This window comes from Isoptericola sp. NPDC056573 (genome assembly GCF_042793335.1).
Classification (GTDB): Bacteria; Actinomycetota; Actinomycetes; order Actinomycetales; family Cellulomonadaceae; genus Isoptericola.
This window is the reverse complement of record NZ_JBHTUY010000008.1, coordinates 28,838-51,411: the sequence shown is the minus strand read 5'-3', so window position 1 is coordinate 51,411 and position 22,574 is coordinate 28,838. Positions and strand designations below refer to the sequence as shown.

The window sequence follows — 22,574 nt, the reverse complement described above, 5'->3', positions numbered from 1 at the left end:
TCAGGGGAGGGGCGGGACGGCGTCGTCGTCGAGCGGCGACCCGAAGATCCGCGCGGCGCGCTTGATCACCTCGAGCCCGTCCGTTACCTCGACCGCGGCGACGCCAGGGATGCTGCCGACGTCGCTCGTGAGGAACCGGTAGAGGGCCTCGTCGTCGGCCACGGCGATCTCGCCGCACAGGTTGTGCTGCCCGGTCGTGGCGGCGACGCTCAGGACGTCGGGATGGGCGGCGAGCGTGCGCCCCGCGACCTCCAGCCGGGACGGCAGCACCCGGAGCCAGACGAGGGCCACCACGGGCCGCCCCACGAGCGCGGGGTCCACGACCGCGCGCACCCGCAGCGGTCCGCGCCGCATGAGCGCCTCCACCCGCCGGCCGGCGGTGGCGGGCGCGACGGCGGCGCGCTCGCCGAGCTCGCGCCAGCTCAGGCGGCCGTCCGCCACGAGGGCGTCCACGAGCCGGGCGTCGACCTCGTCGAGGGACACCTCGCGCGGTTCCCGCCCCTCGTCCCAGGCGTCCCAGCGCCCGGTCCGCAGCCGGGCCGTCTCCTGCGGGGCGAGGATCCCCGCGGTCCACCCGTGCGGGGTGGCGAAGCGCCGCAGCACGCGGAGCGCGTCGCCCGTCACCACGCCGGTCATCGACCGCAGCCGGTGGTGGGTCACGCCCAGCAGCTCGCGGGCGTTGCGCACCGCGACCTGTGCCGCGCAGTCGAGCTCGCCGCCGGTGACCGCCACGTACCCGGCCTCGTCCCACGACGCGATCTGGCGCGCCACGTCGCGGCTGTGGCCGGGCGCGCAGCGCACCCGCAACCACACGGTGAGGCCCGCCCGGGCCCACTCCCGGTCGAGCACCCCCGTGACGCGCACGTCGCCCCGGGCGAGGAGCGCCGCCAGCCGGCGCGACGCGGTCGGCGAGGTGACACCGGCCGCCGTCGCGAGGGCCGCGACCGTCGCGCGTGGGTGGGCGAGCAGCGCGCCGACGATCCGTCGGTCGGGCCCCGTCAAGGCGGACGATCCGTGCACGGGGTCCCTCGAGACGGAGGTTCCGTTCGTCATCGCCCGGATTCTTGCAGCCGGGCGTGCCCCCGGCGAGTCTCGTGACGCATCAGCGGCGACGAGGGTGAGGAGCAGGGCGTGCGACCAGTGACGATCGCCGTCGTCGGGGCGGGGCACCGTGGCGCCGAGGCGTACGCGGACTACTGCCTGCGGCATCCCGACGAGGTGCAGGTCGTGGCGGTCGCCGAGCCCGACGACGGCCGTCGTGCCGCCCTCGTCGCCGCGCATGGGATCGCGGTGGACCGGGCCTACTCGGGGTGGGAGGACCTGCTGGCGGCGGACAGGATCGCGGACGCGGTGGTCGTGGCCACCCCGGACCGGCTGCGCACCGGGCCCCTGCTGGCCGCCGCCCGGCGGGGGTACGCCATCCTCGTGGAGAAGCCGGTGGCCACCTCCCCCGCCGAGCTGGAGGAGATCGTGCGGGCGGTGGGCGAGGCGGACGTCCCGGTCGGGGTGGCGCACGTGCTGCGCTACACGGCGTTCTTCCGGCACCTCAAGGAGCTGCTCGACGAGGGCGCGGTCGGTCGCGTCGTGCACCTGGAGCAGACCGAGGACCCGGGGTACTGGCACTTCGTGCATTCGTACGTGCGGGGAAGCTGGCGGCGCGCGGACACCTCGAGCCCGCTCCTGCTGGCCAAGGCGTGCCACGACCTCGACGTGATCACCTGGCTCCTCGGGGCCGAGCCGGCCACCGTGTACTCCACGGGGGCGCTCACGCAGTTCCGCCCGGAGAACGCGCCGGAGGGCGCCCCGGAGCGTTGCACGGACGGCTGCCCGGCGGCCGACGCCTGCCCGTTCCACGCCCCCCGGTTCTACGTGGAACGGCTGCGTGACCACCACGCCTGGCCGGTCACGGCGATCACCGGGGACACGTCCGCGGAGGGCCGGCTGCGCGCGCTGCGGGAGGGCCCGTACGGCCGCTGCGTCTACCGCTGCGACAACGACGCGGTGGACCACCAGGTGGTGGCACTGACCTACGCCGCAGGGGTCACGGCCACGCTGCGGGTGGGCGCGTTCACGGAGGCGAACACCCGCACGGTGCGCATCCTCGGGTCGCACGGCGAGATCGAGGGGCGCCTCGACACCGGGGAGGTCACGCTGCGCCGCTTCCTGCCGCGCCGGGGCGCGGAGCTCGGAGGGGCGCCCCGGTGGGACCGCGACGCCGAGGGCCGGTCCGGGCTCCCGGACGACGACGTCGTGACCGTCGTCACCGCGCCCGTGGACGACGTCGACCTGCTCGTCGAGCCGGGGCGCCGCGAGTCCGACGGTCACGCCGGCGGGGACGACGGGCTGATGCGCGAGTTCGTCGCCACGGTGCGCGACCGGCGGGTGCGACCGGGGGTGCGGGTGCCGACCCACCTCGCCGACGCCGCCGTCAGCCACCGGATCGCTTTCGCCGCGGAGCGCTCGCGCAGCACGGGGGAGGTGGTGCACCTGTGACCGGGGACGTGACCCGCGGCGCGGCCGGCGTCCGGCGGCTCGTGGAGCGTGCGACGGGCCGTCCGGCACGGGACGTGCGGCTCGACGTCGACCCGGGACTGGGGGAGGGGATGTTCCGGTACTCCGCCGCGGGCGGGACGCTCGAGGTGAGCGCGGGGGACGTCGCGACGCTGGGCGTGGGCTTCGCCCGCTACCTCGCCGACGTCGTGGGGCTCCAGGTCACCTGGGACGACCCTGTCGCGGCACGCGAGCGCCCCGACCGCTGGCCCGACGCCGCCCCCACCACGTGCCGCACCGACGCTGCGGTGCGGTACTACCTCAACGTCGTCACCACCGGGTACTCGGCGCCGTTCTGGGGCTGGGCGCGCTGGGAGCGCGAGGTCGACTGGATGGCGCTGCACGGCGTCACCGCGCCGCTGCTCACCCTCGGGCACGAGGCGGTGCTGCACGCGGCGTTCGTCGACGCCGGGGCGACGGCCGAGCAGTCGCGGGAGTGGCTCGGCGGCGCCGCCTACCTGCCGTGGACCTTCATGGGCAGCCTCAGCGGGTTCGGCGGGCCGCTGCCCCCGCGGTGGTTCGAGCGGCGTGCCGCCCTGGCACGGCGGGTCGCGGCACGGATGCGGGAGCTCGGGATGCGGCCGGTGCTGCCGGCCTTCGGCGGGCACGTGCCGGACGCGCTCGCCCCCGCCGGCGCGCGCCGCACCCGGTGGCAGGGGTTCACGACGGCGCTCCTGGAGCCGGGCTCGGCCGAGCTGGGGGAGCTGGCCGGGAGCGTGCGACGCCACCAGCAGGCCATCGTCGGCACCGACCACCTCTACTCCGCCGACCCGCTCATCGAGTCCGAGCCGCCCTCGGCCGACCCGGACTACCTCCGGGAGCTGGGCCGCTCGCTGTGGGAGGGTATCCGCGGTGCGGACCCGGCGGCCACGTGGGTCATGCAGGCCTGGCCGTTCCACTACCACCGGGCGTTCTGGACGCGGGAGCGCGTCGACGCCTTCCTCGAGGCGGTGCCGGGCGACCGCCTGCTGCTCCTCGACCTGTGGGCCGAGCACGCGCCCGTCTGGTCGGACGACCGGGAGATCGCCCGCCGGCCCTGGGTGTGGTGCACGGTCCACAACTTCGGCGCCCGGTTCTCCCTGCACGGCGACCTGCGGGGGCTGCTCGACGGGTACGGCGCCGCGCATCGCTCGGCGCCCGCGACGCTGCGGGGGGTCGGCCTGGCGCCGGAGGCCATCGAGCACAACCCGGCCTTCTACGAGCTCGCCACCCGGCTGCCCTGGATCGAGGACCTCGACGGGTTCGACGTCGACGGGTGGCTGGCGGGGTTCGTCGGGCGGCGCTACCGCCTCGCGGGGCACCCGCGCGTGCGCGACGCCGCGCAGGAGGCCTGGCGAGTGCTCGGCCGCACCGTGTACCGACCGGGCGCGACGCGGTCCGCGCCGTCCCCCGTCATCGCGCGGCCCGTCGACCTCGCCCCGCCGTTCGCGACCCAGCGGCGCGCCGGGGAGGTGCTCGACCCCGACCGGCCGCCGTCGGCGAACGTGGACGTCGACGCGGACCCGCACGTCCTGGGCGATCTGCCCGAGCTCGCCCGCGCGGCCGCGCTCCTCACGACCGTGGTCGAGGAGCTCGGGCCCCGCGGGCCTTGGGTGGAGGACCTGATCGACGTGACGACGCACGTCGCTGCGCAGCGGCTGCGCGCCCCGGTGCACCGCGCGGCCGCCGCGGCCGCCGCGGGCGACGCCGCCGCCGTCCGGGCGGAGGGCGAGACCGTGCTCGCGGCCCTCGACGACCTGGCGGCGCTCGCGGGCACCAGCGGGAGCCGGCTCGCGGGCCGCTGGGTCGAGGACGCCGCCCGGTGGGGCGACGACGCGGGCGAGCGCGCCGTCCTCGCGCGCGACGCCCGACGCATCGTGACGGTCTGGGGCCGCGACGACTCGGGCCTGCACGACTACTCGGGACGGCACTGGGCGGGCCTCGTGGACGGCCTGTACCGCCCGCGCTGGGCGGCGTGGTTCGCCGCGCTCGAGGCGGTCGCCGAGGGGGAGGACGCCGGGGCGGCCGTCGCACGGTTGCGGGCGGCCGTCGCCGACGCCGAGGAGACCTGGGTGGACGGCGACGTCCCGCTGCCGACCGCGCCGGGGGGCGACGTCGTCGTCGCCGCCGGCCGGCTCCTGGCGGCGCAGCAGGGAACGCACGACCGGACCGGCAAGGAGCCGGCGGAGCAGGAGGAGGCAACGAGATGACGACACCTAGGGTCATGCGCACCGCCCCGGCGTTCGCGGCGGCGGCGCTGCTGCTCGCGGCGTGCTCGGGCGGTGGTGGGGACGACGCCGCGGAGGACGTCGACACCCTCACGTTCTGGACGGCGCAGACGACACCGGAGCGGGTCGCGGCGCAGGAGGAGATCGCGTCCCGGTTCACGGAGGAGACGGGCATCGACGTCGAGGTCGTGCCCCTCGCGGGCGCGGACCAGAACACGACGCTGCTGGCCAACGCGGCGTCGGGGGAGGTACCGGACGTCATCCTGCACGGCTGGGAGCAGTCGCCGGCGTGGGTCGACCAGGGCATCCTCGACCAGGACGCCGCCGCCGAGCTCGTCGAGAGCCTCGGCCCGGACACGTTCGCCAACGGTGCCATGTCGATGGTCACGGTGGACGACCAGCCGTCCGGGGTCCCGATGGACGGCTGGGGCTACCTGCTGCTCTACCGCACCGACCAGTTCGAGAAGGCGGGCGTCGAGCCTCCGGAGTCGCTCGCCGACGTGGCCGACGCGGCCGAGGCGATGCGGGCGGCCGGCGACGGCGGCATCGCGCTCGGCACGCAGCCCGGCGACGCGTGGGCGGGGGAGACGCTCGAGGCGACGCTGCTGCCCAACGGGTGCCAGCTCGCGGAGGGCGGCACCGTGACGCTCGACTCGGACGCCTGCGTGGAGGGGCTCGAGCTCTACCAGCGCATGGCGGCGACGGCCGGCAAGGGCGAGCTCGACGTCGACGCCGCGCGCGCGTCGTACCTCGCGGGCGACTCGTCGATGGTGATGTTCTCCACGCACATCCTCGACGAGGTGGCGGGCTTCGACCCCAACAACCCGGTCACGTGCGACGAGTGCGCCGACGACCCGACGTACCTCTCCGCGAACACTGGCGTGGTGACCGGGCTGTTCGGCCCGAGCAACGACGACGCGGTCCAGTTCGGCAACGTGCTCCAGCTGTCGATCCCGGAGGGGGCGCAGACCGAGGCGGCGAAGCAGTACGTGGAGTTCCTCATGACGGAGGGCTACGCGGACTCCCTGGGCATGGCCACGGAGGGCCGGATCCCCACCCGGCTCGGCACCCCGGACGACCCCACCGAGTACGTGGACGCGTGGGCGACGCTGCCGTTCGGGGCCGACGGCGGGGACCGGTCGATCACGGACGTGTACGGGCAGGACGTGGCGAACGCGCTCGCGACGGGCGCGGAGCAGTACGTGCGCTGGGGCGCGGGCACGCCGGACGCGCTGCTGGCCTCCGTGACGATCCAGCAGCAGGTGGTGCCGCAGACCGTGGGCCCGCTGTTCTCGGACGGCGACCCCGCCCAGGTGGCGGACGACCTGCGGTCCGCCGTCGAGACGGTGCAGCAGGACCTCGAGTGACCCGCGTCGCCGCCCCGGTCGGGCGTCCTGCCCGGAGCACCCGCTCCCGGCAGGACGCCCGGGCGGGCGCCGCCCTGGTGGCGCCGACGGTGCTGGTGGTCGCTGCCGTGGTGGTGCTGCCGTTCCTCGCAGTGGTGGTGCTCGCATTCCAGGACATCAAGCTCGCCCAGCTGCCGCACCTGACCCTCGCGGACCTCGAGCTCGACCCGGAGAACGTCGTCGGGCTGTTCACGTCGGCCGGGTTCTGGACGGCGCTGCGCACCACGGTGGTGCTCTCGGTGGCGACGGCGGTGCTGTCGGTCGCGGCCGGCGTCGCGATGGCCCTCGCGCTGCGGCGGCCGTTCCCGGCCCGGGCGGTGGTGCGGGCGCTGGTGCTCGTGCCGTACGTGCTGCCCGTCGTCGCGTCGATGCAGACGTGGCGCACCCTGCTGAACACCCAGTACGGCTGGGTGAACGCGGTGGGCACGAGCCTGCTCGGCTGGGACGAGCCGGTCGCCTTCCTCACCACGCCCGACACGACGGTGCTCGGCGTCACCGTCCCCGTGGCGCTGGTCAGCGTCATCGTGGTCATGGTCTGGCACACCTTCCCGCTGGCCTACCTGTTCGCGGCGGCGCGGCTGCACGCGGTGTCCGGCGACCTGGAGGAGGCCGCGGCGCTCGACGGCGCGGGGCCGTGGCAGCGGATCCGTCACGTCGTCCTGCCGGAGCTGGCGGGGGTGGTCTCGATCCTCCTGCTGCTCCGCTTCATCTGGACGTTCCAGACCTTCAACGAGGTGTACCTGCTCACCGGGGGCGCGGCCGGGACCGAGGTGCTCGCGGTGCGGGTCTACAACGAGCTGGTCACCCGCTCGGACATCGGGGCGGCGTCCGGCGTCGGGGTGGCGATCACGGCGATCCTCGCCGTGTTCATCGCGCTCTACCTGGTGCTGCAGCGGCGGAGGGAGACGGAGTGAGGCAGGGTCCGGTCGAGGCGGCGGCGAGCCGTCGGAGGCGTCGACGGTCCGGGGGCGAGCGGGTCGCGGGGGCGGTGCGCGTCGTCGTGATCGCGGCGGGCACGCTGTTCGCGGCGTTCCCGCTGTTCTACGCGCTGGGGCTGTCGTTGCGCCCGTTCGCGGACGTCGCGGCGCACCCGGCCGTGCCGTGGCCCACGCAGGTGGACGTGACCCCGTACCTCACGGCGCTGCGACCCCTGGACGCCGGAGGCTTCGGGCTCGGGGGGTTCATGGTGAACTCGCTCGTGCTGGCGTCGTCCACCACGCTCGCCACCCTGCTGGTCTGCGTGCTCGGGGCCTACGCCGTGACCCGGCTGAGGTTCCCCGGGCGGGGCGTGGTGGGCGCGGTGTTCCTCGGGGTGTACATCCTCCCGGGGATCGCCCTGGCCGTGCCCCTGTACGTGCTGTTCAGCCGGCTGGGTCTGCGCGGGTCCATCGCGAGCCTCGTGCTCATCTACATGGCGAGCACGGTGCCGCTGGCCGTCTACATGCTGCGCAACTACTTCGCGTCCGTGCCGGCGTCGGTCGAGGAGGCCGGCGCGCTCGACGGGGCGAGCCGCCTGCAGGTGATCGGCCGCCTCGTGCTTCCCATGACGATGCCCGGCATCGCCGCCACCGGCCTGTACATCTTCATGATCGCGTGGAACGAGTACCTGTACGCCCTGCTCTTCCTCGTCGACGACCGGTCGCGGTGGACGGTGTCGCTGGGCGTGGCGCAGCTCGCGACGTTCGACGTGCCGGTCACGGTGCTCATGGCCGGGTCGATCGCGATCACCGTCCCCGTCGTCATCGGCTTCTTCGCCGCGCAGCGGGCGATGGTCAGCGGGCTCACGCTGGGGGCGGAGAAGGGCTGAGCCGTCGCGCGACCGGCGTCAGCCGCGCCGCAGCGCCTCCGACAGCACCCGGCCCTGGGCCCCGGCCGGCGGGTCGACGCCCAGCAGCGCGGCGATCGTCGGGGCCACGTCGACGTGCCACGGGTCGCGCGGGTGCCGCCCGGGCAGGACGCCGGACCCGGCGAGCACGAGCGGCACCTCCAGCTCGGTGGTGGAGCCGTGCCGGCCCGCGGGCGCGGCGGGCGTGCTCCCGAACGACCAGCCCGGCTCCGGCTCGACGACGAGGTCGCCGTGGCGTGGGCTCATGCGCATCCGCCGCTGGTCGCGGTCGTCGTACACCGCCCGGACCTGGGGCAGCGCCTCGAGCGCGCGCCGGACGCGGCGCTCGGCCGCCGGGTCGTCCGCGGCGTCGCCCAGCAGCGTGAGGTCGGCGACGCCGCCGACGACGATCGCGACGTCGGTGCCGGGGGCGGGCGACCTCCCGGCCGTGAGGACCTCGCCCGTGTAGCCGGCGTCGGCGATCGCGGCGAGGCCCTCCGCGGCGAACCCCTTGTCGAAGGTGGTCATGCCGTGGTCGCCGGTGACGACGAAGGTCGTGCGGCCGTAGGTCCCCGCGTCCTTCGTGGCCTGGACCAGCCGGCCGAGCTGGGCGTCGAGCTCGGTGAGCGCGGCGGGGATGCCGGGGTGCTCGTCGCCGCCGGCGTGCCCGAGCGCGTCGAGCGCGTCGCAGTACACCGCCGTCAGGGCCGGCAGCCCGTCGGCCCGGACCATCTCCCCGCCCGAGCTCACCGGCTCGCCGGCGAAGACCGCCACGGCGTCGTCGACGCGCCGGCTGCAGTCGCCACCCGGCTGGGTGTACAGGCCCTCGGGGTCGCCGTACGACACGCCATGGTCCTGCACGATGAACCACTGCGACGAGAAGACGGTGCCGCCGCCGGCGCGGACCGCCTCGGCGATCGTCGGCACCGCGAGGGCCCGCTGCTGCCCCTGGGCCGTGCCCGAGACGGGGTCGAACCAGTACGCGGAGTTGAGGTGCCGCTCCGGCCACGCCCCGGTGGCGACCGACGCCCACGACGGGTTCGTGATGGAGGTCATGACCCCGGTGGACGTCGTGACGGACCCGCGGCGCAGCAGCGCCTCGAGGTGCGGCATCGGCGCACGGCCCAGGTACTCGGCGTCGAACCCGTCGAGGGCGAGGAGCACCACGTGGTCGGCGCGCGCAGGGCCGTGCGCCGAGGTGACGGCGTCCGGCGACGGTGGCGCGGACGACGCGGCGGCGGCCGGGACGACGACGGCGAGCGCGGACAGGGCGGCGACGGTGGCGCCGGCGAGCGGCCGGGCCCAGCGGTGGGTCACCCGACCGACGCTAGGGCGTGGACGCCCGGGGCGCGTGTCCTGGGCGCAGAGTTCCCGGACCTGTCACCCGGGGGACATCAGCCCGTCACCGGGACGGCATGACAGATGTCACGGCCCGTCCGTGCGCTCCTCACGGAACCCGGTGACGGGCGGCACTACCTGCGACGACGCGCCGCCGCGAGGGTGGAGGCATGACTTCGGAACCCATCGTCCACGTCCGCGGGGCACGCCGCCGGTACGGCGCGTTCGAGGCCGTCCGCGGGGTCGACCTCGACGTCCACCGCGGGGAGCTCGTCGCCCTGCTCGGCACCAACGGGGCGGGCAAGACGTCGTTCGTCGAGCTCGTCGAGGGGCTCGCACCCGCCTCCGGCGGCACGGTGCGCGTGCTCGGTCGCGACCCGTACCGGGAGCGGCGGCACGTCGTCCGCTCCCTCGGGATCATGCTGCAGAGCGCCGGGTTCTCCGGCGACCTCACCGTCGCGGAGACGGCGCGCACCTGGGCGGGCACCCTGTCGCGGCCGCGCCCGGTCGCCGACGTCCTCGGCGCCGTGGGGCTGGAGCACCGCGCGGACGTGCGTGTCGCCAGCCTCTCGGGCGGGGAGAAGCGCCGCCTGGACCTCGCGCTCGCCACGATGGGCGACCCCGAGCTCCTCTTCCTCGACGAGCCCACCACCGGACTCGACCCGGAGAGCCGCCGCGCCACCTGGGCGCTGGTGCAGGGCATGCTCGACGCCGGCACCACGGTGCTGCTCACCACCCACTACCTGGAGGAGGCGGAGCAGCTCGCCGACCGCATCGCGATCATGCAGGCCGGCCGCGTGGTGCGGACGGGGTCGGTCGCCGACGTCGTCGCCGCGGAGCCCGCCCGCGTGGAGGCCGTGGTGCGCAACGACGGCGGCCGGGCCGTCGCGCCCGCCGTGGCGGACCTGCCCGCGCTGGCGGGCGTCGTCGGCGTCCCCGACGTCGACCGCACGGGCCGCCTGCGCCTGCGCACCACGCGCCTGCAGGACGACCTGCTCACCCTGCTCCAGTGGGCCGAGGCGCGGCGCCTGCGGCTGGACGACCTCGACGCCCGGGCAGCGTCGCTCGAGCAGGCGTTCCTCGCCCTCGACGACGGCGCCGACGCGCACCGCACGACCGACACGGAGGCAGCGGCATGACCACGACGACCACCACCCCGGCCCGCCGGCGGGCCGCGACGGGCACGGGCGGCGGCGGCCGCCGCGTCGCGGCCCTCGCCCGCGCGGAGCTGCGCCTGCTGGTGCGCAACCGCACCGCGCTGTTCAACGCGCTCGCCCTGCCGCCGATGACGGTCGGGCTGTTCGCCGCGGTCGGCGGCATCGGCGACGAGGCCCCCGCCGCGACGGGCGCCGTCCTGCTGAACCTGCTGACGTTCATGGCGCTCGCGTTCGTCGTCTACTACAACCTCACCGTCGCGTTCGTGGCCCGGCGCGAGGAGCTGGTGCTCAAGCGCTACCTCGTGGGGGAGTGCTCCCGCGCGGAGCTCCTGGTCGGCACGGCCGTCCCGGCGCTCGTGGTGGCGCTGGCGCAGACGGTGCTGGGAACCGTCGCGGTGTCGGTGTTCCTCACGCCGCCCGCGTTCGTCAACCCGCTGCTCGTCGTCGTGGCCGTGCTCGGCGGGGCCGCGATGCTCACGCTGCTGGCCGCCGCGACGTCCGGCCTGTCCCGCACCGTGGAGTCCGCGCAGCTCACCACGCTGCCGCTGCTCGTCGTCGCGATCCCGTTCGCCGGCCTGTTCGGCGCGCCCGGTGCGTCGACCGGCGTGCTCGACACGATCGGCACGTTCACCCCGCTGCGCCCGATCACGGACCTCATGCTGCTCGGCGCCGGCGGGATCGACGGGGACGGGCAGGTGGTCACGTTCGCCGAGACGTTCGGCGCGGCCGCGCTGCCCGTGGCCGTGCTCGCCGCGTGGACGGTCGTGGGCGCGCTCGCCGCCCGGCGGTGGATGCGCTGGGAGCCGCGTCGGTGACCCACCTCCCGCCGGGGCGGCCGGCCCCGGCATCGTGGCAGGCTGACGGCGTGAGAACACGTCGTCGGCCCGGCACGGCCCTGGCGGGTGGTGCGCGCGGGGTCGAGACGTACACCCGCGTGAGCCTCTACTCGTTCGTCCTCCTCGAGCCCTTCTTCTACCTGTACGCGGTGGCGGCGCTTGCCGGCACGGACGAGGTGCCCGCGGTCGGCGCGGCGGCGGTCCTGGCGTGCCTGGGCCTCGTGCACATGGCGCTGTGCCTCGGCACCATCCACGTCGGGTTCGACGAGCCGCTGACCACCGGGCGGCGCCCCCGCCCGGTGGTCGTGGCGCTGCTCGCGGTGACGGGCGCCGTCTGGCTCGTGTCCGTCCTCGTGCTGCCCGCGGCCGTCGGGGGCGGCCTCATGGGCGACCCGCGCAGCATGATGATCGCGGTGGCCGGGGCGGCGACCTGCGGGGCCCTCGCCGTCGCGACCCCGATCCGGCGCGTGCTGACCGTCGGTCTCGCGGTGCCGGTCGTCGTGATCGGCGTCCGGCTCGCCTCCGACGCGAGCGCCGGGACGGTCGCGTCCGCGCTCGGCACCGGCCTGGGCGCGTACGTCTTCCTCCTGTTCTGGGCGTCGACGGTGCGGCTGTCCATGTGGATCGTCGAGGTGGTGCGCGAGCTCGACACCGCGCGGCAGGCCTCGGCGCGGCTCGCCGTCGCGGAGGAGCGGCTGCGCATCGCGCGGGACATGCACGACGTCGTCGGACGCGCGCTGTCCGCCGTCGCGGTGAAGTCCGAGCTCGCGGCCGCGCTCGCGCGTCGCGGCGACCCGCGGGGTGCCGACGAGATGGACGACGTGCGCACGCTCGCCCAGGACTCCCTGCGCGAGGTGCGCGGCGTCGTCGCCGGCTACCGGGCGGCCGACCTGTCGACGGAGCTCGACGGGGCCCGGTCCGTGCTGCGCGCGGCGGGGGTGACCGTGCGGGTCGTGGGCGAGGTGCCGGAGCTGGCGGCCCCGCAGGCCGACGCCTTGGCCTGGGTGGTGCGCGAGGCCGTCACGAACATCGTGCGGCACTCGGCCGCGCGCGAGTGCCGGATCGATCTGGACAGGCAGGAGGAGACGGGGGAGATGGTGCTGAGGGTGAGCAACGACGGAGCCCGCGTGGGCGTCGCCGGGGTGGCCGGGCTGGAGGGCGGCGCCGGCCTGGTCGGGCTGCGGGAGCGGCTCGCCGCCGTCGGGGGAGCGCTCGACGTGGCGGCCGACGGCGACCGGTTCGTCCTCACGGCCCGCGTGCCGGGGGAGGTGGACGGGTGATCCGCGTGGTGCTCGCCGACGACGAGACGCTGATCCGGGACGCGGTCGCCCAGCTGCTCGCCCTGGAGGACGATCTCGAGGTCGTGGCGGTCGCGGGGAACGGGACGGAGGCCGTGGGGACGATCGAGCGGCACGCCCCCGACGTGGCGGTGCTCGACCTGCAGATGCCGGGCGCCGACGGGATCGAGGTCGCCGAGGCGGTCCGCAGGACGGTGCCGGCCTGCGGTATAGTCATCGTCACGAGCCACGGCCGGCCCGGGCACCTCAAGAAGGCGCTCGCCGCGGGGGTGCGGGGCTTCCTGCCCAAGTCGGTGTCGGCGGCCGTGCTGGCGGGTGCCGTGCGACAGGTCGCGAGCGGCGGCCGGTACGTGGACCCGGAGCTCGCGGCCGACGCGATCTCCGCGGGCGACTCGCCCCTGACCGCCCGCGAGGCGGACGTGCTCGAGCTCGCCGCCGACGGCGCGCCCGTGGAGGAGATCGCCGAGCGGGCCGCGCTGGCCCCCGGCACGGTGCGCAACTACCTGTCGTCCGCCGTGGCCAAGCTGGGGGTCGCGAACCGGCACGAGGCCGTCCGGCTGGCGCGTGCCAAGGGCTGGCTCTGAGAGGCCGGACCGTCCCCGCCAGCCCGTAGGCTGGACCCTTGTGTACGAGGGCGCAGTCCAGGACCTGATCGACGAGCTCGGCCGCCTCCCCGGCGTCGGGCCCAAGAGCGCGCAGCGCATCGCGTTCCACCTGCTCGCGGCGGACGCCGCCGACGTGCGCCGGCTCGCCGACGCGCTCACCGAGGTCAAGGCGCGCGTGCAGTTCTGCGAGACGTGCGGCAACGTCGCGGAGTCGGAGAGATGCCGCATCTGCGCCGACCCGCGCCGCTCCGACGACGTGATCTGCGTCGTCGAGGAGCCCAAGGACGTCGTCGCGATCGAGCGCACCCGCGAGTTCCGGGGCAGGTACCACGTGCTCGGCGGCGCCATCAACCCGATCGAGAACGTCGGCCCCGACGACCTGCGCATCAGCCAGCTCATGACGCGCCTGGCCGACGGCACGGTCACCGAGGTCATCCTCGCCACCGACCCCAACATCGAGGGCGAGGCGACGGCCACGTACCTGTCGCGGCTCATCGCGCCCATGGGCGTCACCGTCTCCCGCCTCGCGTCGGGTCTGCCCGTCGGGGGAGACTTGGAGTACGCGGACGAGGTGACCCTCGGTCGCGCGTTCGAGGGCCGGCGGGTCGTCGGCGGCTGACCGGCTCCCGCAGCCGTCGGTCGAGCCTGTCGAGACCACGACGCAGGAGGAGGGGACCCCGTGGGTGAGATCGAGGCCGGATCCGAGTTCCGGGACGTCGCCGAGCAGATGTCCGCGCAGGCGCGGACGTTCCTGTCGACGACGACGCAGGTCGCGTCCGGCGCCGCACCGGGCGCGGAGATCGCGCTGCTCATCCTCGCGACGTCGGACCTGCTGTCCGCGGGGGCGCGCCTCGCCGCGATCGTGGACGTCGTCCCCGCCGAGCGGTGGGAGCCCGACGCCGGGCCCGAGACCGACGTGGACCCGCTGCGCGACGCGCTCGCGCAGATGTTCGACGGCTTCGACGACTACGTCGAGGTGTCCGACCCGGCGCTGAGCGCCGACGTCGCGCCCGCGACGCTGTCCGGTGACCTGGCGTGCGTCGCCGAGGAGATCGCCAAGGGCCTGCAGCACTTCGACGACGGGCACGAGCTCGAGGGCCTGTGGTGGTGGCAGTTCAGCTACCTGTCCTCGTGGGGCGAGCGGGCGTCGTCGGCGCTGCGCGTGCTGCAGGGGGTGCTCGCGCACCTGCGGCTCGACGTCGCGGACGACGTCGCCGCCGAGGCGGAGTACGACGCCCTGCACTCCTGAGCCGGGGCGTCAGCCCGCGGCGGTCGCCGCGCGGGCGTAGTGCTCGCGCTGCGCGGGGTAGTACGACTCCCACGCCACCGTGTCCGCACCCCGCCCCGAGCGCACCGCGACGAGCCGGTCGAGGTAGTACTCCCACCCCGGACCGATCGAGGCGGCGTCGTCGTCCGGGCCCAGCCGCTGCCGGAACGTCAGCGTCGTCACCCCGTCCGCCTCCGCGAGGTCGAGCGCCAGGTGCCAGACCCCGCCCGGCGTCGCCGTGTCGACGGCGTACCCGCGCGGCGGCTCGCACCGCGTGATGACGCACTCGGCGGCCTCGGCGTCCGGGCTCTCGGCGGTCATGAAGAACTGGACCGTGCCGGTCGCCGGATCGCCCTCCCAGCGGCCGACCCACGCCTCGAGCAGGCCCGGCTCGGTGATGCTGGCCCACACGTCGGCGGCGTCGGCGTCGAACCTGCGCACGACGACGAGCTCGCGCCGGCCGGGCCCGTGCTCGACGGTGCCGGTCGCCGCGACGGCGGGGCGCTGCTCGTCCGTCATGCCTCCCAGGGTGGCACGGGGCGGCGGTCGTGGGGCGGTGGGCGGTGGGACGGGCGCCGGTCGGCGTCGGCGGGCATGACAGGATTCCCCGGTGCCCGACCTCGACACCCTCACCATCGTGCTGCTCGTGCTGGCCGGGCTCACGGCCGGCTGGGTCGACGCCGTCGTCGGCGGTGGCGGGCTGATCCAGCTGCCCGCGCTGCTGCTGGTGCCGGGGATCTCGCCGGTGCAGGCGCTGGCCACCAACAAGCTCGGCTCGATCATGGGCACGTCCACCAGCGCGATCACGTACTACCGCCGGGTGGGCCCGGACCTCACGACGGCGGGCCCGATGGCGCTCGCCGCGCTGGCCGGGGCCTTCGGCGGCGCCGCGCTGGCCAGCCGCATCCCCGCCGACCTGTTCAAGCCGATCATCCTCGTGGTGCTGATCGGGGTGGCCACGTACACGGTGCTCAAGCCGAAGCTGGGCGCGCACGACAACCTGCGCTGGGAGGGCAACCGCCACCGCTGGACGGCCGCCGGCATCGGCCTCGTCATCGGCGCGTACGACGGCCTGCTCGGCCCGGGCACCGGCACGTTCCTCGTCATCGCGCTGGTGAGCGTGCTCGGCTACGCCTTCCTGCCGGCGTCGGCGCTGGCGAAGATCGTCAACTTCGCGACCAACCTCGGCGCGCTGCTGTTCTTCGTGCCGCACGGCGCCGTGCTGTGGGGCCTGGGGCTGATGATCGGCGCCGCCAACCTCGTGGGCGCGTACGTCGGGGCGCGCATGGCCGTGGCGAAGGGCAGCGCCTTCGTGCGCGTCATCTTCGTCGTCGTCGTGGGCGCGCTGATCGTGAAGCTGGGCTACGACGTCGTCACCGGCGCCTAGCGGTGCGAGGGGCCCGCGGGGAACTCGTTCAGCAGGGCTGACGTGACCCTCACGTCCCGCAGCTGGGTCCAGCCGACCGCGCGGGTGAGCCGCCACCAGGCGTCCCTGGTGTACACCCGCTCCCTGCGGCCGTCGTGGATCCGGTAGAGGTAGCCGGTGCGCTCGGACCTGGCGAAGAACGAGATGGGCTCGACGTCGAAGGCGTTCTTGGCCCTGTCGGGGATCCGGGGGTCGGTGCAGTCGCCACCCCAGTGGCGCACGGTGCCGCAGGCGGTCGCCCACATGAGGTCGCCGTTGCCGTCCAGCATGACGTAGCGGCCGGACGGCACCCGGGCCCAGCGGGAGTCGAAGTCGGTGCCCCGCTCCAGGCTCGTCAGGAACGTGTGGCTCGCGTACGAGGCCCGGCCGAGCCGCCCCGCCAGCGCCGCACGAGCCCTGGTGCTCGTGAGGAGATGCCGCGTGCCGCCGGAGACGAACCACACCTCGTCGCGGGAGAGGTGGGGGCGGTACTCGACGAGGTACCCGGTGCTCGTGTTCCACAGGTGTCGCCACCTGGCCTGGCCGCTCGCGACCTTGCTGCGGATCTCGGCCAGGCGCCGGTAGATCGAGGCCCCCGGACAGGCGGTGCTGCCCACGTCGCGGTGCCCGGAGATCCTGGCCTCGCGCGAGCCGTCGAGGGTGGTGTGGCCGCGGGCGGGGACGCCGTGCAGGGCGAGCTTCCAGGCCAGCAGGTCGATGACGCCGCGGACGGCCGCGTCGCTGACGGTGGCCTGCTCGTAGTCGCCGAGGACCGACACCCCGACGGTCTCGTCGTTGACCCCCACGGCGTGCGCGCCGACGATCTCGAGCTCGACGCCGCCGTCGCGGCCCTCCCAGGTGCGGCCCCACCGGTCGACGAGGAAGTTGTACCCGATGTCGCCCCAGCCGCGGGTCTTCGCGTGGTACGTGTAGATGCCGCGGATGATCGACGGCACCTGCGCGGACGTGTAGCTGTTGGTGCCGGCGGTGTGGTGGATGATCGCGCCCTTGACCTGGCCCTGCCGAGGGGTCCAGGTCATGAGGGACTCGTCGGCGCCCCAGTCGGCGCGGGAGCGGATGGCGGGCCCGTCGTGCTGGTCCCCGGCCGCCACGGCGCCGGCGAGCGACACGGCGCCGCCGGCACCCTTCCCGAAGGGCGACAAGCCGCCGGCGTCGTCGAGCGACGAGTCCGAGGCTGCTCGGTCCACCGCGCCCTGGCCGGGGTCGACGGCGACGAGCTCGACGTCGTGCACGTCCTCGGCCGCCACGTTCTCGACCGCCACCTGGACCTGGTCCACGTCCCCGACGACGAGGGGGGCGGACCCGCCCTCGGCCGCGTCGGGGTCGAGCGCCTCGATCTCCAGGAGGCTCCACCCCGACCAGGTGGCGCCCCCGTCGTCCGAGGTGCGGGCCCTGATGACCAGGCCGGCGCCGGCGGGACCGGCCCAGGTGACCCCGACGGTCGCGAACCCGCTGACGTCGGAGGTGGCGGCGAGGACGTCCCCGCTGGTCGTGGTCCGCGCCGGATCCGAGCCGAGGGTGCGGGCGGTGGCCGGGTCGGGTGCCCCCGCCGGGGTAGTCCTGACGGTCGCCTCGACGGCGGACGGGTCGTCGCCTGCGGAGCCTCCGGCGGGCGTCGTGGCGGACCGCTCCGCGAGGTGCGGCGTCGCCACGGCCGCGGGAGCCCCGGTGGCGACGAGCGCGAGCACCACGGCGGTGGCGGCAGCGGATGTCCAGCGGTGTGCTGTCATCGGTCGGTCTCCTGGCACGGATGGCAGGTGGACGACGCCAACATAGACCGGCACGTGCGGGCGTGCGACGCGGTGCACGGCGGCACGGGCCGGTCGACGTGTGGCGCCGCACCTCATCCGCCAGACGGCGGATGTCCAGATGGCAAGACGATTCCCCCGATCTCGACCAATCCGCTCGGGGGGATCTAGTTTCCGGCGCGTGCCGACGACCCGTCCGCCCGTCTCCGAGGAGTCCTCATGACCGTGCCCGCGTTCTCCGTCCGCCCCGCCCACGCCCTGCTCGGGGCGGCGCTCGTCGTCGCCCTGTCGGCCTGTTCGGCGGCGTCGCAGGCCGACACGGGCTCCGGCGAGGACGCGTCCGTGGGGACGCTCCGCGTGGGCGCCACGTCCGTCACCGGGACGCCGGCCGGCTCCCTCGGCTGGGGCGACAAGGAGGGGATCCTGCTCGACGAGCTGAAGGACGCCGGCGTCGACAAGATCGAGTACTCCTTCTTCCAGTCGGGCAAGGACGTCGTCGCCGCGCTGCTGGGCGGCGCCGTCGACGTCGCCGCGGTGGGCGACAACCCGGCGCTCACGGCCCGCGGCAACGGGGCCGAGGTCGAGCTGCTCGCGCTCGACTCGATCAACGGCGACACCTGGCTGATCGGCGCGCCCGGCGGCCCCACCACGATCGAGGGCCTCGTCGGCAAGGACGTGACGGCGCCGCAGGGCACCATCCGCGACCGGTCCGCCCACCAGCTCGTCGAGGCCGCCGGCCTGGCCGACCAGATCGAGGTGAAGGACCTCGGCACCCCGGAGTCGATCGCCGGGCTCAGCTCCGGCTCCGTCGACGCCACCCTCGTGGGCGGTGCGAGCGCCGTCGAGCTCGCGCGCAAGGGGTTCCCCGTCATCGACCGCACGTCGGACCACGGCCTCGAGAGCACCGGCGCGACGATCGCGTCGACGGAGTTCGTCGACGCCCACCCCGGGTTCCGCGAGGCCTGGCAGGGTGCCGTCGTCGCGACGAACCAGAGCATCGTCGACCGCTTCGACGAGTACACGCAGTGGGTCGCCGAGACGGACGGCGTGGACGTCGACCTCGTGCGCGAGGCGACGCACGAGGACGAGTTCACCCTCGAGCCGTACCCCGACGCCGGCCTGGACCAGCTCCAGTCCGCGCACGACTTCCTGCACGACGACGGCGCGTTCGACGAGGCCTTCGACGTCCGCGAGTGGGCAGGGGTCTCCTGATGGCGGCGCCGACGCTCGAGAGCCGACCGGCCGCCGCGACCGCCCCCGCGGGCGGGGCCCCGGACGGCCTCGTGGACGTGACCGCCGGCGGGCGCCCCCGCCGCGGGCCCTGGTCGCGGGTGCCGCGCCGCGTCCGGAGGCTGACCGGGCCGGTGGCGCTCCTCCTGGCCTGGGCCGTCGCCAGCGAGCTGGGGCTGCTCAACCGCGACCTGTTCCCGCCGCCGCTGGCGGTCGCCGCCCGTACGTGGGAGCTCGTCGTGTCGGGCGAGCTCCAGACGCACGTCGGGGCCTCGCTGGCGCGTGTCGTCGTCGGCACCGTGATCGGCGTGCTGGTCGGCGGCGCGCTCGCCGTCGTCGCCGGCCTGACCCGCACCGGGGAGGACCTCCTGGACTCCACGATGCAGATCCTCAAGGCCGTGCCGAACTTCGCCCTCCTGCCCCTGCTCATCATCTGGATGGGGATCGGCGAGGAGCCCAAGATCGTCCTCATCGTGCTCGGCGTGGGCATCGCCATCTACATCAACACCTACGGCGGCATCCGGAACGTGGACGCGCAGCTCGTCGAGGTGGCCCAGACGCTGGGCGTCAGCCGGTGGCAGCTGGTGACGCAGGTGGTGCTGCCGGGGGCCGCGCCGGGATTCCTCGTGGGGCTGCGGCTCGGGCTCAGCAGCGCCTGGCTGAGCCTCATCTTCGCCGAGACGATCAACACCACGCAGGGGATCGGCTACCTGATGTCCCGCGCCCAGACGATGCTGCAGTTCGACGTGTCGGTGCTCATCATCCTCATCTACGCCGTCGCCGGGCTGCTCAGCTACGCGCTCGTGCGGCACCTCGAGCACCGGCTGCTCGCCTGGCGCGCGGGGTTCACGGGGGTGGCGGCATGACGGCGGCGCAGGACGCCGTCGTCGTGCGGGGCGCGCGACGCGCGTTCGGCGAGCAGGTGGTGCTCGACGGGCTGGACCTCGTCGTCCCGCGCGGCCAGTTCGTCGCGCTGCTGGGCCACAGCGGGTCCGGGAAGAGCACGCTGCTGCGCACCCTCGCCGGGCTCGACCCCGACGTGGGCGGCACCGTGCGCGTCGTGCCGTCGCCCGCCGTCGTCTTCCAGAACCCCCGGCTGCTGCCGTGGCGGCGCGTGCTGGCGAACGTCGTCTTCGGGCTCCGCGGGCCGGACGCCGCGGAGCGCGGCCGGGCCGCCCTGGCGGAGGTCGGGCTGGAGTCCAAGACCGACGCCTGGCCGCGGACGCTGTCGGGCGGCGAGGCGCAGCGGGTGTCGCTCGCCAGGGCCCTCGTGCGCGAGCCGCAGCTGCTGCTGCTCGACGAGCCGTTCGGCGCGCTCGACGCCCTCACACGGCTCAAGATGTACGGGCTGCTGCGCGACCTGTGGGAGCGGCACCGGCCCGCCGTGCTGCACGTGACGCACGACGTCGACGAGGCCGTGCTCCTCGCCGACCGGGTGGTCGTCCTGACGGCCGGTCGGATCTCGTTGGACCTGCCGGTGACGCTCGACGCGCCGCGATCCCGGTCCGTCGACGGCTTCGCGGCCCTGCGTGCCCGGCTGCTCGCCGAGCTCGGCGTCGACGAGAAGGTCGGCACGTGAGCGGGGCGGACGACCTCGAGGCCTGGGCCGACGTGCTCGTCCTCGGCGGCGGCCCCGCCGGCACGTGGGCCGCTCTGGCGGCCGCCGGCGCGGGGGCCGAGGTCGTGCTCGCCGACAAGGGGTACTGCGGCACCAGCGGTGCCACGGCCTCGGGCGGCAACAACCTGTGGCTCGTCGAGCCCGGCGAGGCCCGCGTGCGGGCGGCCCGGGCGCGCGCCGAGAGGGGCGGCCACCTCACCGACGACACCTGGATGGCCCGGGTCCTGGAGACCACCTGGGAGCAGCTCGACGTGCTCGCCGCCAAGGGCTACCCCTTCCCGCACGACGCCGCGGGGGCGCCCGTGCGCAGCAGCCTCCAGGGGCCGGAGTACATGCGCCGGATGCGCCGGGCCGTCCACCGCGCGGGGGTCCGACTCCTCGACCACCACCCGGCGCTCGAGCTCGTCGCCGACCGGGCCGGCGTCGTCAGCGGCGCGGCCGGCGTCGCCCGCCAGGACGGCGGACGGCCGTGGCGGGTGCGCGCCCGCGCGGTCGTCGTCGCCACCGGCGGGTGCGCCGCCCTCGCCGGCGGCTTCGGCACGAACGTCGACACGGGCGAGGGCGTCCTCATGGCGGTGGAGGCCGGGGCCGAGCTGTCCGGCATGGAGTTCTCCACGGCGTACGCGCTCGCCCCGGAGTGGGGCGTGCACACCAAGGGGCGGATGCTCCAGTGGGCCACCTTCTACGACGAGCGGGGCGAGGCGCTCGGCGCGGGCGACGACGGGCCAGGCCGGCAGCTCGCCCAGTCGCTCCTGGTGCAGGGGCAGCGCGTGTACGCGCGCCTCGACCGGGCGCCGCGCGAGATCCACCAGAAGATGCGCGACGCTCAGCCCAACTACTTCGTCCCCCTGGACAAGGCAGGGGTGGACCCGTTCACGACGGCGTACCCGCTGCGGATGGTCTACGAGGGCACCGTGCGGGGGACCGGCGGCCTGCGCGTCGTCACCGACGACTGCGCCACCACGGTGCCCGGCCTTTATGCCGCCGGCGACGCCGCGACCCGGGAGCTCGTCACCGGCGCGATCAGCGGCGGCGGCAGCCACAACGGCGCCTGGGCGATCTCGTCGGGCACCTGGGCGGGCCGGGGCGCCGCCCGCTTCGCCCTCGCCCGCGGCGGCGTACCGGACCGGGTCGACGCGCTCGGCCGGGCCGGGTTGCGGCCGTCGGACGGCGCGGCGGCCGACGTCGACGCCCGCGAGGTGATCGCCGCGGCCCAGCGGCACGTGCTGCCCCCGGCGCGCACCGTGCTGCGGACCGCCGCGGGCCTGCGCGCGTCGCAGACCGAGCTCGAGACGCTGTGGGGCGCCGCCGTCCCGGGGCTGGCGGGGGAGGGCCGGGAACGGCTGCGGGCGCGCGTCGCGGCGTCGCTCGTCGCGCACGCCCGCTGGGTCACGACCGCCGCGCTCGCGCGCGGGGAGTCGCGGGGGATGCACCGGCGGGTCGATGCGCCCGCAGCCGACCCGCGGCTGCGACACCGCCTCCTCACGGGAGGGCTGGACCGCGTCTGGACCCGTCCCGAGGGGCCTCCGGCCCCGCTGTCCGCCCCACGGCCGGCCTCGCCGTCCACCACGAGAGAGGAGGTGCCCGCGTGATCGAGGTCGTCAGCGCCGCCCGGTGCATCTCGTGCGACATCTGCATCAGGGTGTGCCCCACCGACGTGTTCGACCGCGGCGAGGACGGGGTGCCCGTCGTCGCGCGCCAGTCGGACTGCCAGACCTGCTTCATGTGCGAGGCGTACTGCCCCACCGACGCCCTGTACGTGGCGCCCCTGGCCGGGCCCGCGCCGGCGGGAAGCCCGCACGCGGACGAGGACGTGCTCGCGGCGGCCGGGTCGCTGGGCGCCTACCGTGCGCTCCTCGGGTGGGGCGGCGGTCGCACGGCGGGGAGCAGGCGGGACGCGAACGCCGAACTGGCGGACCACCCGCCTCTGGCCGAGGCGCGGCTCGCCGCCCCCGCGCCGACGACCGACGCCACGTGGCACAGCGGGCCGTGAGGTGTTCACGACCTGGACCACGCCCACGGCACGAGGTGACGACGACGTAGCATCGACGGGCAAGCACACG

The 22,574-nt window shown here is 75.4% G+C and carries 21 protein-coding genes; 17 read left to right on the top strand and 4 right to left on the bottom strand.

Features of this window, described 5'->3' with window-relative positions; genetic code table 11:
* Positions 1–1,002 (bottom strand): Lrp/AsnC family transcriptional regulator, encoded by a 1,002-nt coding sequence (locus ACFQ8E_RS14750; RefSeq protein ID WP_430551317.1) that lies wholly within the window; start codon positions 1,000–1,002, stop codon positions 1–3.
* Between the two features lie 129 nt (positions 1,003–1,131).
* On the opposite strand from ACFQ8E_RS14750, the gene ACFQ8E_RS14745 reads away from it, so the two are divergent.
* The 5 genes from ACFQ8E_RS14745 to ACFQ8E_RS14725 are packed head-to-tail and all read left to right on the top strand — an operon-like array spanning position 1,132 to position 7,970.
* The gene (locus ACFQ8E_RS14745; protein ID WP_430551316.1) at positions 1,132–2,493 is read left to right on the top strand and encodes a Gfo/Idh/MocA family protein; all 1,362 of its coding nucleotides are present in this window, start codon (positions 1,132–1,134) and stop codon (positions 2,491–2,493) included.
* Positions 2,490–4,739 carry an alpha-N-acetylglucosaminidase TIM-barrel domain-containing protein gene (locus ACFQ8E_RS14740; protein ID WP_430551315.1) on the top strand — a complete coding sequence of 750 codons (2,250 nt, stop codon included), beginning with the start codon at positions 2,490–2,492 and terminating at the stop codon, positions 4,737–4,739. The genes ACFQ8E_RS14745 and ACFQ8E_RS14740 overlap by 4 nt, the downstream gene beginning before the upstream one ends.
* Positions 4,736–6,124 (top strand): ABC transporter substrate-binding protein, encoded by a 1,389-nt coding sequence (locus tag ACFQ8E_RS14735; protein WP_430551314.1) that lies wholly within the window; start codon positions 4,736–4,738, stop codon positions 6,122–6,124. Before ACFQ8E_RS14740 ends, ACFQ8E_RS14735 begins: the two co-directional genes overlap by 4 nt.
* Complete coding sequence (locus tag ACFQ8E_RS14730) at positions 6,121–7,077, top strand: carbohydrate ABC transporter permease (RefSeq protein ID WP_430551313.1); 957 nt, start codon at positions 6,121–6,123, stop codon at positions 7,075–7,077. The genes ACFQ8E_RS14735 and ACFQ8E_RS14730 overlap by 4 nt, the downstream gene beginning before the upstream one ends.
* Positions 7,074–7,970: a carbohydrate ABC transporter permease gene (locus ACFQ8E_RS14725; RefSeq protein WP_430551312.1), complete on the top strand. Its 897-nt coding sequence runs from the start codon at positions 7,074–7,076 to the stop codon at positions 7,968–7,970. The genes ACFQ8E_RS14730 and ACFQ8E_RS14725 overlap by 4 nt, the downstream gene beginning before the upstream one ends.
* An 18-nt stretch (positions 7,971–7,988) precedes the next feature.
* Here the strand turns inward: ACFQ8E_RS14725 and ACFQ8E_RS14720 are convergent, their stop codons facing one another.
* Positions 7,989–9,305 carry an alkaline phosphatase family protein gene (locus tag ACFQ8E_RS14720; protein WP_430551311.1) on the bottom strand — a complete coding sequence of 439 codons (1,317 nt, stop codon included), beginning with the start codon at positions 9,303–9,305 and terminating at the stop codon, positions 7,989–7,991.
* Positions 9,306–9,496: 191 nt separating this feature from the next.
* Between ACFQ8E_RS14720 and ACFQ8E_RS14715 the strand changes: the two genes are divergently transcribed.
* Genes ACFQ8E_RS14715 through ACFQ8E_RS14690 form a run of 6 tightly spaced genes read left to right on the top strand, consistent with a single transcriptional unit; the run spans position 9,497 to position 14,471 of the window.
* Positions 9,497–10,465, top strand: coding sequence for an ABC transporter ATP-binding protein (locus ACFQ8E_RS14715; protein ID WP_430551310.1), 969 nt, complete (start codon positions 9,497–9,499; stop codon positions 10,463–10,465).
* Positions 10,462–11,298 (top strand): ABC transporter permease, encoded by an 837-nt coding sequence (locus ACFQ8E_RS14710; protein ID WP_430551309.1) that lies wholly within the window; start codon positions 10,462–10,464, stop codon positions 11,296–11,298. The genes ACFQ8E_RS14715 and ACFQ8E_RS14710 overlap by 4 nt, the downstream gene beginning before the upstream one ends.
* Positions 11,299–11,348: 50 nt before the next feature.
* A complete protein-coding gene (locus tag ACFQ8E_RS14705; RefSeq protein WP_430551308.1) occupies positions 11,349–12,599 on the top strand; it encodes a sensor histidine kinase in 1,251 nt (416 codons plus the stop codon).
* Positions 12,596–13,201: a response regulator gene (locus tag ACFQ8E_RS14700; RefSeq protein ID WP_430551307.1), complete on the top strand. Its 606-nt coding sequence runs from the start codon at positions 12,596–12,598 to the stop codon at positions 13,199–13,201. Before ACFQ8E_RS14705 ends, ACFQ8E_RS14700 begins: the two co-directional genes overlap by 4 nt.
* Positions 13,202–13,241: 40 nt before the next feature.
* Positions 13,242–13,841, top strand: coding sequence for a recombination mediator RecR (gene recR, locus ACFQ8E_RS14695; protein WP_429766609.1), 600 nt, complete (start codon positions 13,242–13,244; stop codon positions 13,839–13,841).
* Positions 13,842–13,901: 60 nt separating this feature from the next.
* On the top strand, positions 13,902–14,471 hold the full coding sequence (locus ACFQ8E_RS14690; RefSeq protein WP_430551306.1) for a DUF5063 domain-containing protein: 570 nt from the start codon (positions 13,902–13,904) through the stop codon (positions 14,469–14,471).
* A 9-nt stretch (positions 14,472–14,480) separates the two neighbouring features.
* On the opposite strand, the gene ACFQ8E_RS14685 is transcribed toward ACFQ8E_RS14690, so the two are convergent.
* Positions 14,481–15,008: an SRPBCC domain-containing protein gene (locus tag ACFQ8E_RS14685; RefSeq protein ID WP_430551305.1), complete on the bottom strand. Its 528-nt coding sequence runs from the start codon at positions 15,006–15,008 to the stop codon at positions 14,481–14,483.
* A gap of 91 nt (positions 15,009–15,099) precedes the next feature.
* Here ACFQ8E_RS14685 and ACFQ8E_RS14680 point away from each other — a divergent pair, with 91 nt between their 5' ends.
* Positions 15,100–15,876: a TSUP family transporter gene (locus ACFQ8E_RS14680; RefSeq protein WP_430551304.1), complete on the top strand. Its 777-nt coding sequence runs from the start codon at positions 15,100–15,102 to the stop codon at positions 15,874–15,876.
* Here the strand turns inward: ACFQ8E_RS14680 and ACFQ8E_RS14675 are convergent.
* Positions 15,873–17,645, bottom strand: a complete 1,773-nt coding sequence (locus tag ACFQ8E_RS14675; protein WP_430551303.1) for a peptidoglycan recognition protein — start codon at positions 17,643–17,645, stop codon at positions 15,873–15,875. The genes ACFQ8E_RS14680 and ACFQ8E_RS14675 overlap by 4 nt on opposite strands.
* Before the next feature lie 237 nt (positions 17,646–17,882).
* Between ACFQ8E_RS14675 and ACFQ8E_RS14670 the strand changes: the two genes are divergently transcribed.
* Genes ACFQ8E_RS14670 through ACFQ8E_RS14650 form a run of 5 tightly spaced genes read left to right on the top strand, consistent with a single transcriptional unit; the run spans position 17,883 to position 22,504 of the window.
* Positions 17,883–18,875, top strand: coding sequence for an ABC transporter substrate-binding protein (locus ACFQ8E_RS14670; protein ID WP_430551302.1), 993 nt, complete (start codon positions 17,883–17,885; stop codon positions 18,873–18,875).
* Positions 18,875–19,759, top strand: coding sequence for an ABC transporter permease (locus ACFQ8E_RS14665; RefSeq protein ID WP_430551301.1), 885 nt, complete (start codon positions 18,875–18,877; stop codon positions 19,757–19,759). Before ACFQ8E_RS14670 ends, ACFQ8E_RS14665 begins: the two co-directional genes overlap by 1 nt.
* The gene (locus ACFQ8E_RS14660) at positions 19,756–20,472 is read left to right on the top strand and encodes an ABC transporter ATP-binding protein (protein ID WP_430551300.1); all 717 of its coding nucleotides are present in this window, start codon (positions 19,756–19,758) and stop codon (positions 20,470–20,472) included. Before ACFQ8E_RS14665 ends, ACFQ8E_RS14660 begins: the two co-directional genes overlap by 4 nt.
* Entirely contained in the window at positions 20,469–22,103 is a 1,635-nt protein-coding gene (locus ACFQ8E_RS14655; RefSeq protein ID WP_430551299.1) for an FAD-binding protein, read from the top strand. Before ACFQ8E_RS14660 ends, ACFQ8E_RS14655 begins: the two co-directional genes overlap by 4 nt.
* Positions 22,100–22,504: a 4Fe-4S dicluster domain-containing protein gene (locus ACFQ8E_RS14650; protein WP_430551298.1), complete on the top strand. Its 405-nt coding sequence runs from the start codon at positions 22,100–22,102 to the stop codon at positions 22,502–22,504. Before ACFQ8E_RS14655 ends, ACFQ8E_RS14650 begins: the two co-directional genes overlap by 4 nt.
* Positions 22,505–22,574 lie beyond the last annotated feature (70 nt).